Origin of the sequence: Amycolatopsis rhabdoformis (assembly GCF_035918295.1) — a bacterium.
Classification (GTDB): Bacteria; Actinomycetota; Actinomycetes; order Mycobacteriales; family Pseudonocardiaceae; genus Amycolatopsis; species Amycolatopsis rhabdoformis.
This window is the reverse complement of the sequence record NZ_CP142149.1, coordinates 3,000,620-3,013,624: the sequence shown is the minus strand read 5'-3', so window position 1 is coordinate 3,013,624 and position 13,005 is coordinate 3,000,620. Positions and strand designations below refer to the sequence as shown.

The 13,005-nt window shown below is 72.8% G+C and carries 14 protein-coding genes; 11 read left to right on the top strand and 3 right to left on the bottom strand.

The genetic code is table 11. The annotated features are described in order from the left end of the window. Nucleotides 1-99 precede the first annotated feature (99 nt). Both VSH64_RS13590 and VSH64_RS13585 read right to left on the bottom strand, forming a co-directional pair. A complete protein-coding gene (locus tag VSH64_RS13590; protein ID WP_326837943.1) occupies nucleotides 100-672 on the bottom strand; it encodes a TIGR03086 family metal-binding protein in 573 nt (190 codons plus the stop codon). A 52-nt stretch (nucleotides 673-724) separates the two neighbouring features. Continuing rightward, a complete protein-coding gene (locus tag VSH64_RS13585; RefSeq protein ID WP_326835941.1) occupies nucleotides 725-1,312 on the bottom strand; it encodes a TetR/AcrR family transcriptional regulator in 588 nt (195 codons plus the stop codon). Nucleotides 1,313-1,496: 184 nt separating this feature from the next. On the opposite strand from VSH64_RS13585, the gene VSH64_RS13580 reads away from it, so the two are divergent. The 5 genes from VSH64_RS13580 (at nucleotide 1,497) to pip (ending at nucleotide 5,659) form a co-directional block, all read left to right on the top strand. Beyond that, the gene (locus VSH64_RS13580; protein ID WP_326835940.1) at nucleotides 1,497-1,886 is read left to right on the top strand and encodes a hypothetical protein; all 390 of its coding nucleotides are present in this window, start codon (nucleotides 1,497-1,499) and stop codon (nucleotides 1,884-1,886) included. Continuing rightward, the gene (locus VSH64_RS13575; protein WP_326835939.1) at nucleotides 1,883-2,500 is read left to right on the top strand and encodes a DUF3558 domain-containing protein; all 618 of its coding nucleotides are present in this window, start codon (nucleotides 1,883-1,885) and stop codon (nucleotides 2,498-2,500) included. The genes VSH64_RS13580 and VSH64_RS13575 overlap by 4 nt, the downstream gene beginning before the upstream one ends. Beyond that, nucleotides 2,501-3,790: a WXG100 family type VII secretion target gene (locus tag VSH64_RS13570; RefSeq protein ID WP_326835938.1), complete on the top strand. Its 1,290-nt coding sequence runs from the start codon at nucleotides 2,501-2,503 to the stop codon at nucleotides 3,788-3,790. Then, nucleotides 3,787-4,536: an ESX secretion-associated protein EspG gene (locus VSH64_RS13565; RefSeq protein ID WP_326835937.1), complete on the top strand. Its 750-nt coding sequence runs from the start codon at nucleotides 3,787-3,789 to the stop codon at nucleotides 4,534-4,536. The genes VSH64_RS13570 and VSH64_RS13565 overlap by 4 nt, the downstream gene beginning before the upstream one ends. Nucleotides 4,537-4,720: 184 nt before the next feature. Continuing rightward, the gene (gene pip / locus VSH64_RS13560; RefSeq protein WP_407655684.1) at nucleotides 4,721-5,659 is read left to right on the top strand and encodes a prolyl aminopeptidase; all 939 of its coding nucleotides are present in this window, start codon (nucleotides 4,721-4,723) and stop codon (nucleotides 5,657-5,659) included. Nucleotides 5,660-5,724: 65 nt separating this feature from the next. On the opposite strand, the gene VSH64_RS13555 is transcribed toward pip, so the two are convergent. Further along, on the bottom strand, nucleotides 5,725-6,924 hold the full coding sequence (locus VSH64_RS13555) for a Glu/Leu/Phe/Val dehydrogenase dimerization domain-containing protein (RefSeq protein ID WP_326835935.1): 1,200 nt from the start codon (nucleotides 6,922-6,924) through the stop codon (nucleotides 5,725-5,727). A gap of 119 nt (nucleotides 6,925-7,043) precedes the next feature. On the opposite strand from VSH64_RS13555, the gene VSH64_RS13550 reads away from it, so the two are divergent. The 6 genes from VSH64_RS13550 (at nucleotide 7,044) to VSH64_RS13525 (ending at nucleotide 12,973) form a co-directional block, all read left to right on the top strand. Continuing rightward, entirely contained in the window at nucleotides 7,044-7,970 is a 927-nt protein-coding gene (locus VSH64_RS13550) for a LysR family transcriptional regulator (protein WP_326835934.1), read from the top strand. 178 nt (nucleotides 7,971-8,148) lie between these two features. Further along, a complete protein-coding gene (locus tag VSH64_RS13545) occupies nucleotides 8,149-9,411 on the top strand; it encodes a glutamate-cysteine ligase family protein (RefSeq protein ID WP_326835933.1) in 1,263 nt (420 codons plus the stop codon). Beyond that, nucleotides 9,408-10,757 carry an ergothioneine biosynthesis protein EgtB gene (gene egtB / locus VSH64_RS13540; protein WP_326835931.1) on the top strand — a complete coding sequence of 450 codons (1,350 nt, stop codon included), beginning with the start codon at nucleotides 9,408-9,410 and terminating at the stop codon, nucleotides 10,755-10,757. Before VSH64_RS13545 ends, egtB begins: the two co-directional genes overlap by 4 nt. A 5-nt stretch (nucleotides 10,758-10,762) precedes the next feature. Continuing rightward, nucleotides 10,763-11,542: an ergothioneine biosynthesis protein EgtC gene (egtC, locus tag VSH64_RS13535; RefSeq protein ID WP_326835930.1), complete on the top strand. Its 780-nt coding sequence runs from the start codon at nucleotides 10,763-10,765 to the stop codon at nucleotides 11,540-11,542. Beyond that, nucleotides 11,539-12,510, top strand: coding sequence for an L-histidine N(alpha)-methyltransferase (egtD, locus tag VSH64_RS13530; protein WP_326835929.1), 972 nt, complete (start codon nucleotides 11,539-11,541; stop codon nucleotides 12,508-12,510). Before egtC ends, egtD begins: the two co-directional genes overlap by 4 nt. Continuing rightward, nucleotides 12,503-12,973 (top strand): nitroreductase family deazaflavin-dependent oxidoreductase, encoded by a 471-nt coding sequence (locus VSH64_RS13525; protein ID WP_326835928.1) that lies wholly within the window; start codon nucleotides 12,503-12,505, stop codon nucleotides 12,971-12,973. Before egtD ends, VSH64_RS13525 begins: the two co-directional genes overlap by 8 nt. Nucleotides 12,974-13,005: the final 32 nt, after the last annotated feature.

The window sequence follows — 13,005 nt, the reverse complement described above, 5'->3', positions numbered from 1 at the left end:
AGTCACTCCTAGCAGGGGAATCGGTCTGTACTGCGACGATGCGGACAATCTTAACGTGTTCCGGACGCCGGACGGGTGACGACCGGCGTGTCGTGCGGCTCAGCGCGGCTGCCGCCCCAGGAGCGCGATGAGGCGCGTCGCGTCGCTCGCCGAGCGCCCCACCGCCACCGGCGGGTCGAACAGGCCGAGGCCCTGCCAGTCGTCGACCCACGGGCGCACCACTTCGAGCAGGCGGGCCGCCAGGTCCGACGGGATCGGGTTCGGCTGCCCCAGGGCCGTCGCGAGGTCCCAGGCGTGCACGGCGAAGTCGATCGCCATCTGCCAGCCGTACTCCTCGGCCGGGATCAGCCCGAAGGACACGTGGACCGTGCGCTGCGCCACACCGGGCACCAGCCACGCTTCCCGGGCCGCCGACGAGGACGTGTCCCAGGCGGCCACGGGATCTTCGCCGAGCACGTCGCCCTCGAAACGGTCGCCGACGTCGTCGAGGGTGGCGCCCTCCAGCAGCGGCGGCACCCACAGCTGCTCGGCGACGAGGTGGTTCACGAGATCGCGCACGGACCAGCCGGAACACGGCGTCGCCCGACCCCAGTCGCCGGGCCCGGTCTCGTGCACGGCCCAGTCGAACAGGGCCAGCGACTGGCCGTGGGCGTCGAGGAATTCCACCGGCATGTTCACCACGGGCACATTCAACACGAAAGTGCCCGGCGCGCAGCGCGGGAACCTATCGGGTGGTGCCGGGCCGGTGGCGCCGCACCGTCTCCTCGACCAGGTCGAGCACGGGACCGAGGTCGTCGCCCGGCAGGCCCATCGCCAGGTGCGAGACAAGGCCTTCGAGCACGAGTTCGAGGAACGCGGTGAGCACGTCCACGTCCACGTCGTCACGCAGGTTGCCTGCTTCGCGCTGGCGCATGAGCCGTTCGCGCGTCGCGACGGTCAGCTGCTCGGAACGCTCGGCCCAGCGGCCGCGGAACTCCGGGTCGGTGCGCAGCCGGCGCGACACCTCCAGGCGGGTGCCGAGCCAGTCGGCCGGGTGCTCGCTGTCGCCGGCGAGCAGTTCGCGCATCACCTGCACGAGGCCCTGCTCGGCCACGACGTCGGCCATCCGCACGGCGTCGTCCTCCGCGAGGGCGAGGAACAGGGACTCCTTGTCGCGGAAATGGTGGAAGATGGCACCCCGGGACAGACCGGTGGCCTCCTCGAGACGGCGGACTGTGGCACCCTCGTACCCGTAGCGGGCGAAGCACACGCGCGAACCGTCGAGGATCTGGCGCCGGCGTGCGTCGAGGTGATCCTGGCTGACCCGTGGCATCCTGGGATCCTGGCATCTGGGACGGGGTCCTCGCAATCCGTACGTACGTACTGTGACGTGGAGTCGCCGGAACCGTCGCGCTTTTTTCTTCGTCTCACCTCGGCCGCGTTCTGCTGACACGGACGTGGGCGGTGACTACGCTGTGCGCCATCACGGTGAGTGAGACTGGGGAGAGGAACGCGCCTTGATCATCGGCGAAGCGGGCCGTGCGGCCCAAAGCGTCTTCGGCGACGTCCCGGGCCCGGTCTACGGCGGTGCCGGCGCGGGCGGGGGCACCTTCGAGATGGAGCCCGCCGAGCTCGACGCCGTGATCGGCCTGTGGGAGGACCAGCTCACGAAGATCACCGCCGACGGGCGCAAGATCGTGGACATCATCGCGGCGCTCAAGCCCCCCGGCCAGGATTCGGCCAGCAGCGGCTACGCGAGCACCGGCAGCGATTCGCTGCGCGCGCTGCAGGAGCAGAACGACTCGATGCGCCAGTACGTGCAGGGCTACCTCACGAAGCTGAAGGCGGCGAAGGACAAGACGGTGGCGACCGACCAGGCGAACGCCGAGCTCGGTCAGGCGCGATGACGAGGAGCGCCGGGGTGGCCGCCGCGCTCGTGGTCGTGGCCGCAGCGGTGGCGGCCGGGTGCTCGGCCCCGACCGCGGGCACCGCGCAGCCGGCGCCGGGCCCCGCGTCGAGCAGCGCTGCCGATGCACGCGCGCCGAAGGTGACCGATCCGCTCGACCCGGCCGCGTACCTGGGCAGACCGTGCGCGCTGGTGCCGGCGAGCGTGCTGGCTCCGCTGCGGTACCCGGCGCAGGGCGAGGCCACCGTGAGCGGGCCGCTCGCCGCCGCCGGACCCGGCTGCGGCTGGCAGATCGGCGCCGAAGGGCTGAGCGTGCAGATCATCCTCGGCACCGGCAACCGCGACCAGGGGATGGGCGGCCTCGCCGGGATCTACCGCGCGAAGGACGCCGGTCAGCTGGGTTTCGTCGTTCCCGCACCGGCGGTGGCGGGGCATCCCGCCGTGTTCAGCGACCTGAGCGACCGCCGGGCGCGCGGCGACTGCGAGATCTGGGTCGGGCTCTCCGACGACCTCGCCTTCGCGAGCGCGGCCCAGGGTTATCAGGGCGAGCAGGATTCGTGCCAGGTCGCGGAAACCGTGGCGGGCGCCGTCGTCGGCACACTCAAGGGGGCTTAGGTGGACGGCAAGCAGATCTACGACAACTTCAGAAGCGGCAGCACCTCGGGGCTGCGCGCCGCTGCCACGCAGGTGCAGGAGCTGTCGTCGGCGTACTGGGAGCGGGCGCAGAGCATCAAGGACCTGCAGGACCGCATGGCGAAGTCGTGGTCGGGCAACGGCGCCGACGCGGCGAACGCGGGCGCGGGGCCGCTGGAGAAGGCGTTCGCGGACACGGCCGACCCGCTGGACATGACCACCGCGTCGGTGGAGACGCAGGCGTCGAGCTTCGAGGATTCGAGCCACGCCGTGGTGGAGGTGCCGCCGAAGCCGGACAAGCCGAGCCCGTGGACCACGGGGCTCAAGGCCGCGATCCCGATCGCCGGGCCCTTCATGGCGGCGCACGACCAGAACTCCTACCAGGACAAGCTGAACCGGTACAACGCCGCCAACGACACCAACGTGCGGGTGATGGACCAGTACAACGGCGTCACCACCAGCACGAAGTCGGTGCTGCCGACGCAGTACGGCACGCTCGAGTCCGACGGCGCGGCGATCCGGCTGACCACGCCGTCGCCGCCGGGGCACGTGACCGTGCCGGGGTCGGCGGGGACGACGACGCCGGGTGGGTCGACCACCGGCGGGACCGGCACGCACACCCCGGCAGCGGGATTCCACCAGACCGGTGACCAGGTGATCACGGGTGGGCACACAGGGACGGGGCACACCGGCGGGCCCGATGTCCCGGCCGGGCCGGGCGGTCCGCACCACCCGACCGGCACCACGACCCCGACGGACACGACCACGCAGAGCAGCACCGGTACGGCCACACCGCCGACCACACGCACCCCGGTCGACCCGATGCCGAACCGGGGCGGCTCGACGTTCGCCCCGAACTTGTCCGGTCAGGTCCCGACGCCGGGGCCGGGCGGGCTCATCGGCGGTGATCCCGGAAGCCCGGTGGGCACTGGGGGCACTGCAGGCCGCGGTGCGGCCGGTGGCCGGTTCGGCGGCGTCGACAGTGAGGGCGGTGCGGCGGGTCGTGGCGCCGGCGGTCTGGGCTCGCGTGCCGGAGCCGGTGGTCGGACCGGGGCCGGTGGCCTGAACCCCTTGGCCGCGGAGGAAGCCGCCGCGGCTCGGGGTGCCGCGTCGAGCCGGGGCACGGCGATGGGCCCGGCGGGTGCCGCCGGCCGCCGCGGCGAGGAGGAGGAAGACGCCGAGCACCGACGGCCCGACTTCCTCGTCGAACCCGATCCCGACGCCCTCTTCGGCACCGACCAGCGGACGATCCCGCCGGTCATCGGCGAGTGACCGCGGTGGCCGGACGGGTCGACGTGCCGCTGGAGGCACTCGCGGCGCTCGCCGAGCGCGAGCAGGTCGGCTCGCTGCACGTGACGCTGCGCCCCGAGCCGGTGTGGCTGTCGGACCTCGAACGCGAAGAGGCGGCCAAACGCGTGGACGACGCCCTCGCCGAGGCCGGGCTCGTCGACCCCCGCGGCCGCGCGACGGTCGACTTCCTCGACTGGCTGCCGCTGCTCTCGCGGCCCGCCGAGGAGGTCTACGGCTGGGTCGCCACCGGCGGACGCACCTACGGCGTGCTGGTGGCCGCGAGCGGGCTGCAGGCGGTGCTGGCGGTGTCCGACGGCGACCACGTGGGCGTGCAGGAGATCGACCGGCAGCGCCTGGTCGAGACCTTGGTGGAGCAGCTGCCGGCCGTCGGCGCCGGCGGTGGTGTGCCGCGCTCGGTGCGGGTGTCCGCCCTCGCGGACGCCGCCCGCCGCGGCGAGGACGCCTACCCGCTCCCACCGGGCCTCGCCGACGTCGTGAGCCTGGTCCAGCGCCCGGTCCACGGCAGCGGCGAGCTCTACACCGCCCGCCGCGACGAGGTCGGCCGCCGCGTCTGCCTCGACGAGCCCCTGCACTACGCGGACACCGACTGGGGCCGCTACCTCAGCCACACCACCGGCACCGGCGAAGACGCCGTGATCCATCTGGCGCCCGCCACCCCGGCGGCGCTGTGCCACACGCTGCGCGAACTGGCCGCGAACCTGCTCTGAGGCGGCCACCGCCCGGCGGAGATCGCGAAATCCGGACGGACCGCACCTCGCGATCTCTTTGTACTGCAAGAAGATGCCGGAAAGCGGGCGGGACCGTTCGGCGTAATGGCGTGACACCGCCGGTGACTCGGGCGAACCTGTTCCGACCAGACCACCCAGACCGGAAGGACCTGCCGTGCCCGGACTGCACCCCGAGATCTCCCCGTACCGCACCGGGATGCTCGACGTCGGCGACGGGCACGCCGTCTACTGGGAGGAGTGCGGCAACCCCGACGGCAAACCCGCGGTGGTCGTGCACGGCGGGCCCGGCAGCGGCTGCCGGCCGGCGCACCGGCGGTTCTTCGACCCGGCCCGTTACCGCGTGGTGCTGTTCGACCAGCGGGGGTGCGGCCGGAGCACGCCGCACGCGGGGGAGCCCGTGGCGGACCTGTCCGCGAACACCACCGCGCACCTGATCGCGGACCTGGAAGCCCTGCGCACCACGCTCGGCATCGACGACTGGTTGCTGTTCGGCGGGTCCTGGGGTTGCGTGCTCTCGCTGCTCTACGCGGAGCACCACCCCGAGCGCGTGAGCGAACTCGTGCTCCTCAGCCTGGCCACCGACCGGCAGGCCGAGCTCGACCTGCTCACCCGCGGCCTCGGCAAGGTTTTCCCGGCGGCGTTCGCGAAGTTCCGCGACGGCGTGCCGCCGGCCGAGCGCGACGGTGACCTCGCCCGCGCCTACCACCGGCTGCTGATGGACCCGGACCCGGAAGTCCACCAGGCCGCCGCCGTGCGCTGGTGCGCGTGGGAGGACGCGATGCTGTCGCAGGAGTCGCCGTCGCCGACGTTCGCGGACCCGGCGTACCGGCTGGCGTTCGCGCGACTGGTCACGCACTACTTCGCCAACGGCTGCTTCAGCGATGACGGCGCGATCCTGCGCGACGCGCACCGGCTCGCCGGGATCCCGGCCGTGCTGGTGCAGGGCACGCTCGACCTCGGCAACCTCACCGGCACGCCGTGGCTGCTCGAACGCGCGCTGCCGGGCTCGGAGCTGCTGCTCGTGGGCGATTCCGGGCACACCACGGCCACCGGGTCGCTGAGCGACGTGCTCGTGGAGGTGCTGGACCGGTTCGCCGGCTGAGCGCCGGAAGCCCACGCGGTGCCCCGCCACGGTCCGGGGCACCGCGCGACCCCCAAACCGTGGCGTTACGGGATCAGCAGGGCAGGCGCACCCTCGTTCGCCTGCGCCTCGGCCGCCCGCGCGGCGCGCGTGGTCTCGGCCAGTCGCAGCCCGGTCACCCGCGGCGGCACCCGGTCGAGGTGCCACTCGGTCAGCAGCAGGGCCACCTTCGCCTGCATTTCGGTGCGCAGCCGCAGGAACGAGTCGGCCGGGTCGGCGCCCACCTCGCCGAGCAGCAGCCACCACGCCCACGCGGCGGCGCCGGCGTTGGCGACGAAGTCCGGGATCACCGCGACGCCGCGGGCGGACAGCGCCGCTTCGGCCTCGGGCGTCGTGGCGGCGTTGGCCGCTTCCACCACGACCTGGGCCTTCACCAGGTTCTCGTTGTCCACGCGCAGCGCGTACGAGATCGCGGCCGGCACGAAGATGTCGGCGTCAGTGGCCACGATCGCCTCGCGGGGCAACGTCCGCACGCCTTCGGGCAGCCGCGTGCGGTCCACCTCGCCGAAGCGGTCGCGCAGGTCGAGCAGCGCCGGCACGTCGAGACCATCGGGGGCGTACAGCGTGCCCGCGGCGTCGGCCACGGCGACCACCTTCACGCCGGCTTCGTGCAGGTACCACGCGGCACCGCCGCCCATGGTGCCGATGCCCTGGATCGCCACGGTGGTCTCGGCGGCCTCCCAGCCCCACGCCGACGCGGCGCCGAGGCAGGCCTGCGCCACGCCGTAGCCGCCGATCACGTCGCCGAGCAGCAGCCCGCCGGGCACCGGCGCGTTGAGCCCGGCCTGCACCCGCCGGAGGGTGCGCGCGGGATCGGCCGAACGGCGGATCGCGGCGTGGTACGACTGCTCCAGCCCGAGCTTCTCGAACACGGCGTCGATGAGGTGCTGCGGCACGCCGAGGTCCTCGGCGGTCACCCAGCTCGCGTCGAGCCACGGGCGCAGGAACTCGCAGAACCGCGTGAGCACGTCGAAGGCGCGCGGGTCCTTCGGGTCGAAGTCGAGGCCGCCCTTGGCGCCGCCGACGGGGAGGTTGAACGTGGCCGTCTTGTTCGCCATGCCGCGGGCCAGGTCCTCGACCTCGCCCATGGTGCAGCCCGCCCGCATCCGCGTGCCGCCCGTGGCCACGCCGGACACCAGGCTGTGCACGACCAGGTAGCCGTGCGCGCCGGTGACGGGGTCGGTCCACGTCAGCCTCATCAACGGTTCGGCGTTCTGCGCGAGCATCGGGCCACTCACCTCCAGGAGTCCACGCGGCCCGGGCGGGCCGTCGCTTTCGAGGGTGCGGTCGGCACCGCCCTCGCGTCCAGTTAACGAACCTGCACGAAGTTGTTTAGGGTTCGTATATGGAGCTTTCGTTGCACCGCCTGCGGATGCTCCGGGAGCTGCGGCGCCGAGGCACGGTCACCGCTGCCGCGGTGTCGCTGCACTACACGGCTTCGGCCGTGTCGCAGCAGCTGGCGCAGCTCGAACGGGACGTGGGCGCGAAGTTGTTCGAACGGCTGGGCCGGCGCGTGCAGCTGACCGAGCTGGGTGTGCTGCTGACCGAGCACGCCGAGGAGATCCTGGGCTCGGTCGAGCGCGCGACGCTGGCCCTGGAGGAAGCGCAGGGCACGATGTCGGCGCGGCTGACCGCGGGCGTGTGGGCGTCGGTGGCGTCCGGCCTGCTGCCTTCGGCGCTGACCGCGCTGGCCGCCGAATACCCCGGGATCCAGTTGAAAACCCGGGAGCTCGCCCCGGAGGACACCGCGGAGGCCGTCCGTGACGGCGCGCTCGACCTGTCGTTCGTGATCGACTACTCGGACGCGCCGACGCAGTGGGACAACGGGCTGGAGCGCGCGGCGGTGGCCGTCGAACGGCTGCACGCGGCCGTGCCGGCCGGGGCGTTCCCGGCGGGTGCGGTGTCGCTCGACGAGCTGGCCGAGCACCCGTGGATCCTCGCGAGCCCGAAGTCGCACTTCGGCCGGGCGATGCGGATGGCGTGCCACCGCCACGGGTTCGCGCCGAAGATCAACCACGAGGTCGAGGAGCAGTCCACGGCCATGGCCATGGTGGGCGCGGGCCTCGGGGTCACGCTGGTGTCGGACCTCGGGCTGCGGCTGCTGCGGCCGCCGGGCATCGACGTGGTCACGCTGACCACGCCGCTGCTGCGCACGGTGTCGATCGCCTACCGCCGAACGGAGATCCGGCGCCCGGCGTTGCACCTCGTGATCGGGGCGGTGCAGTCCGCCGCGGCGGAGCTCGGATTGGGCACCGAACCTGCCCTGCCGTGATCAGCCGGACGGAGCAACGCGCGGGAACTTCAGGACAAAAGCCCTGGTCAGCAGTCCTTACGAGAATCTTGCCGATCTCGCGCGCGCTCGCGAGCACCTGATTTTGTCGGACCCTCCGTGTAGCGTCCGAAGGCGAGAGGTCCCACCCCGCGGACCTCCTTGATTCGGACGGCGAACGATGACTGCGGTGCACGATTTTCCGGAGAAGTCCGGAAGTGCGTCGAACCTCACCGCGCGGGTGCTTTCCGACCGCGCGGCCGGGGAGGCGTACGTCGCCTCGGTGTGCTTCAAGCACGGCCCGCCGAGACTGCTGGGCGTGGAACTCGAGTTCACGGTGCACCACGCCGAGGACCCGGCCCGCCCGCTCGACTCAGATGTCCTGGCCACGGCGCTCGGCCCGCACACCCCGCGGACGCTGCGCCCCGACAGTCCGGCCACCCCGCTTCCGGCAGGCTCTCCCGTGAGCCTCGAGCCCGGGTGCCAGGTGGAGATCTCCGCTCTTCCTCAGGCCTCGCTGCGCGATCTGCACGCAGTCGTCTCGGCCGACCTCTCCCATCTCGTCACGTTGCTCGCCCGGCACGGCCTCGTGCTCGGCGAGTCGGGCATCGACGCCCACCGCCCGCCGCGGCGCGCGCTGCGCACTCCTCGCTACGCCGCGATGGAGCGCCGGTTCGAGCCCATCGGCACGGGCGGGATCACCATGATGTGCAGCACCGCCGGGCTGCAGATCTGCGTGGACACGGGAGAAGCCGACCAGGTCGAGGCGCGCTGGGAGGCGGCCCACGTGATGGGGCCGCCGCTGCTCGCCGCGTTCGCCAATTCCCGGGTGCACGCCGGTCGCGACACCGGCCTCGAGTCCGCGCGCTGGCTCGCGGTGCTCGAGACCGAACCGGTGCGCACCCGTTCGGCGGTGCCGGGTCCCGACCCGGCGATCGACTGGGGCCGGCGCATGATGGACACGCCGCTGATGGTGCTGCCCCGCGGCGAACGGCCGTGGGACGCGCCCGACGGCCTCACGTTCGCCGACTGGATCGACGGCCGGGGTGCGGCGGGGGTGCTGCGCCGCCCGACGGCGGAGGACCTCGACTACCACATCACCACGATGTTCACCCCGGTGCGGCCCCACGGGTACCTGGAGATCCGGTACCTCGACGCCCAGCCGCCCGGCGAGTGGCTGCCCCCGGTGGCCCTCGTCTCGGCGCTGTTCGCCCGTCAGTCCACAGTGGACGAGGTGCGCCGGCTGTGCGCGCCGGTGGCGGACCGCTGGGTCGACGCCGCGACACGGGGTCTGGCCGACGCCGACCTCGCGGCCGTCGCGCGCGAGCTCGTGGAGCTCGGCATCGCCGAGCTGCCCGCCACGGGCCTGTCCGCCGCGACCGTCACCGGGATCACCGAGAGCGTGCGCACACGCGTGAACGGATCGAGGAGTCAGGAGCGATGAGCGTTACCCCGGAACACAACCCGCTGCTGGAACTGAGCCCGCAGAACCTGCGGGCCCACGCGGCCGAGGCCCTCACGCGGGCGCGGGCGCGCAGTGTCGTGCTCACCGACGCGGTCGACGACGAGGACCTGGTCCGCCAGCACTCTAAGCTGATGTCGCCGCTGGTCTGGGACCTCGCGCACATCGGCAGCCAGGAAGAGCTGTGGCTGGTCCGCGACGTCGGCGGCCGCGAGCCGCTGCGCCCGGACATCGACGACCTCTACGACGCGTTCCAGCACGCGCGCGCCGACCGGCCGGCCCTGCCGCTGCTCGGCCCGGCCGAGGCCCGCGCGTACGTGCGCGAGGTCCGCGAGAAGGCGTTCGACGTGCTGGAAACCGCGCCGCTGGAGGGCAGCCGGCTCACCGAGAGCGCGTTCGCGTTCGGCATGATCACCCAGCACGAGCAGCAGCACGACGAGACCATGCTGGCCACGCACCAGCTGCGCCGCGGCGAGCCGGTGCTGCACGCGCCGGAGCCACCGCCCGGTTCGCCGGGCCGGTTGCCCGCCGAGGTGTTCGTGCCGGCCGGTCGGTTCACGATGGGCACCACGGCCGAGCCGTGGGCGCTGGACAACGAGCGTCCGGCGCACGAGATCGATGTGCCGGCGTACTTCCTCGACACCGGCGCGGTCACGTGCGGCGCCTACGTGGAGTTCCTCGAGTCCGGCGGCTACGACGAGCGCCGGTTCTGGAGCGAGCCCGGCTGGGCCTACCGCCAGGACCACGACATCACGGCGCCGCGCTTCTGGCACCGCGAGCCGAGCGGCTGGTGGCGCACGCGGTTCGGCGTCCACGAGCCGGTGCCGGTGAACGAGCCGGTGGTGCACGTGTCCTACTACGAAGCGGAGGCGTACGCCGCCTGGGCCGGCAAGCGGCTGCCCACCGAAGCCGAGTGGGAGAAGGCCGCGCGCCACGACCCGGGCACGGGCCGTTCGCGCCGCTTCCCCTGGGGCGACGAGGAACCGACGGCCGAGCACGCCAACCTCGGGCAGCGCCACCTGCGCGCGGCCGAGGCCGGCGCGTACCCGGCGGGGGCGTCGCCGCTGGGGGTGCACCAGCTCATCGGTGACGTGTGGGAGTGGACGAGCACCGACCTCTACGGCTACCCAGGCTTCGCAGCGTTCCCGTACCGCGAGTACTCCGAGGTGTTCTTCGGCCCGGACTACAAGGTGCTGCGCGGCGGCTCGTTCGGCACGGACTCGGCGGCGATCCGCGGCACGTTCCGCAACTGGGACTACCCGATCCGGCGGCAGATCTTCTCTGGCTTCCGCTGCGCCCGCGATCCCCGGCCCGGCGAGGTGAGCTGAGCGGCATGTGCCGGCACCTCGCGTACCTCGGCGCGCCCGTTTCCCCCGCCGAGCTCGTGTTCGACGCGCCCCACGCGCTGCTCACGCAGTCCTACGCCCCGCTCGACATGCGGGGCGGTGGTTCGGTCAACGCCGACGGCTTCGGCCTCGGCTGGTACCCCGAGCCGGGCGGCGCGCCGCAGCGCTACCGGCGCCAGTCTCCCCTGTGGACGGACCAGACGCTGCCGGCGCTGGCCGCCTCGGTGCGGACCACGGCGTTCGTCGCCGCGGTGCGCAACGGCACCACCGGCATGCCGGTGACCGAGGCGGCCGCGGCGCCGTTCACCGACGGGCCCTGGCTGTTCAGCCACAACGGCGTGGTCCGCGGCTGGCCCGCCTCCGTGGCCGGGCTGGCGAAGGCCCTCGACGTGACCGAACTGCTCACGCTGGAAGCCCCCACCGACTCGGTCCTGCTGTGGGCGCTGCTGCGCGCGCGGCTGCGGGCCGGCGTCGACCTGCTGGCCGCGGTCACCGACCTCATCGTCGAGGTCGAGGCCGCGGCCCCGGGTTCCCGGCTCAACTTCCTGCTCACCGACGGCACCACGCTGATCGGCACGACCTGGACGCACGCGCTCTCGATGCGCAGCGTGCCCGGCGGGGTGGTGCTGGCGTCGGAGCCGTGCGACGCAGACCCGGCCTGGACCCCGGTTCCCGAGCACCACGCCGTGCGCGTCACGGACACCGGAGTCGTCGACCTTGTTCCCCTGACTGTTCCCCTGACTGTGGATCGGAGCACCCGCTCATGACCGAAGTCGATCTCGAAAGCCATCGCCGCGACGTGGAGGGCGAGCTGCGCGCGGACGTGCGCGCTGGCCTCACGGCGGAGCGGAAGTGGCTGCCGCCCAAGTGGTTCTACGACGCCGAGGGCAGCGAGCTGTTCGAGAAGATCACCGAGCTGCCCGAGTACTACCCGACCCGCAGCGAACGCGAGGTGCTGGCCGCGCGGGCCGGGGACATCGCGCGGCTCACCGACGCGCACACGCTCGTGGAGCTGGGTTCCGGGTCGAGCGAGAAGACCCGGCTGCTGCTCGACGCGCTCACCGAGCACGGCACGCTCGAATCGTTCGTACCGCTGGACGTCTCGGAGTCGGCGCTGGCCGAAGCCGCCGCGGCGATCACGGCCGACTACCCGAAGCTGGAGGTGCGCGGGGTCGTCGGCGACTTCACCCAGCACCTGAACCTGCTGCCGGGCACCGCGCCGCGCGTGGTCGCGTTCCTCGGCGGCACGATCGGCAACTTCCTGCCCGAGGAGCGCGCGACGTTCCTGCGGTCCGTGCGCGAGGTGCTCGACGAGGGCGAGTGGCTGCTGCTGGGCACCGACCTGGTGAAGGACCGCGAAACCCTCGAGCGCGCCTACGACGACGCGGCCGGGGTCACCGCGGCCTTCAATCGCAACGTGCTGCGCGTGATCAACGCCCGGCTCGGCGCGAACTTCGACCTCGACGCCTTCGAGCACGTGTCCCACTGGGACGCCGAGCACGAGTGGATCGAGATGCGGCTGCGGGCCCGGCACGAGGTCACGGTCGCCATCCCGGGTGCCGAGCTGCAGGTGCACTTCGCGGCCGGCGAGCACATCCGCACGGAGATCTCCGCGAAGTTCCGTCCGGCCGGTGTCGAAGCGGAGCTGGCGGCCGCCGGGTTCGCCGTCGAGCGCTGGTGGACGGACTCCCAGGAGCGGTTCGGGGTGAGTTTGGCAAGATCTGTGCGTGCGTAACCCCCTCGAGCCCTTCGCCCGCAAGCTCGGCACCCGGCCGTTCGTGATGACGCTCTCGCGCGGCATCATCTGGACGGACCAGAAGCTGCACCGCTTTTTCGGCGGCCGGGTGACGCTGGTCGGCCTCGCCGGCCTGCCGTCGCTGCGGCTCACCACGACCGGGCGCAAGAGCGGGCTGCCGCGCAGCACGAACCTGCTGTACTTCCCGCACGGCGACGACTTCGTGCTCACGGGCTCGAACTGGGGCCGGCCGAACAACCCGGCCTGGACCTACAACCTGCGCGCGGATCCCAAGGCCACGGTCGGGATCCGCGCGCGGGTCGTCGAGGTCAAGGCCCGGGAGCTGGAAGGCGCCGAGTACGACCGCATGTGGTCGGAACTGCTCGCGTTCTGGCCGGGCTACGAGATGGAACGGGTCGCGGCGGATCGGCCGTTGCCGGTGTTCGTGTTGTCCCGTAGGTGACGCGGGCGGACAAAGCACGCCCGAAAATCGGG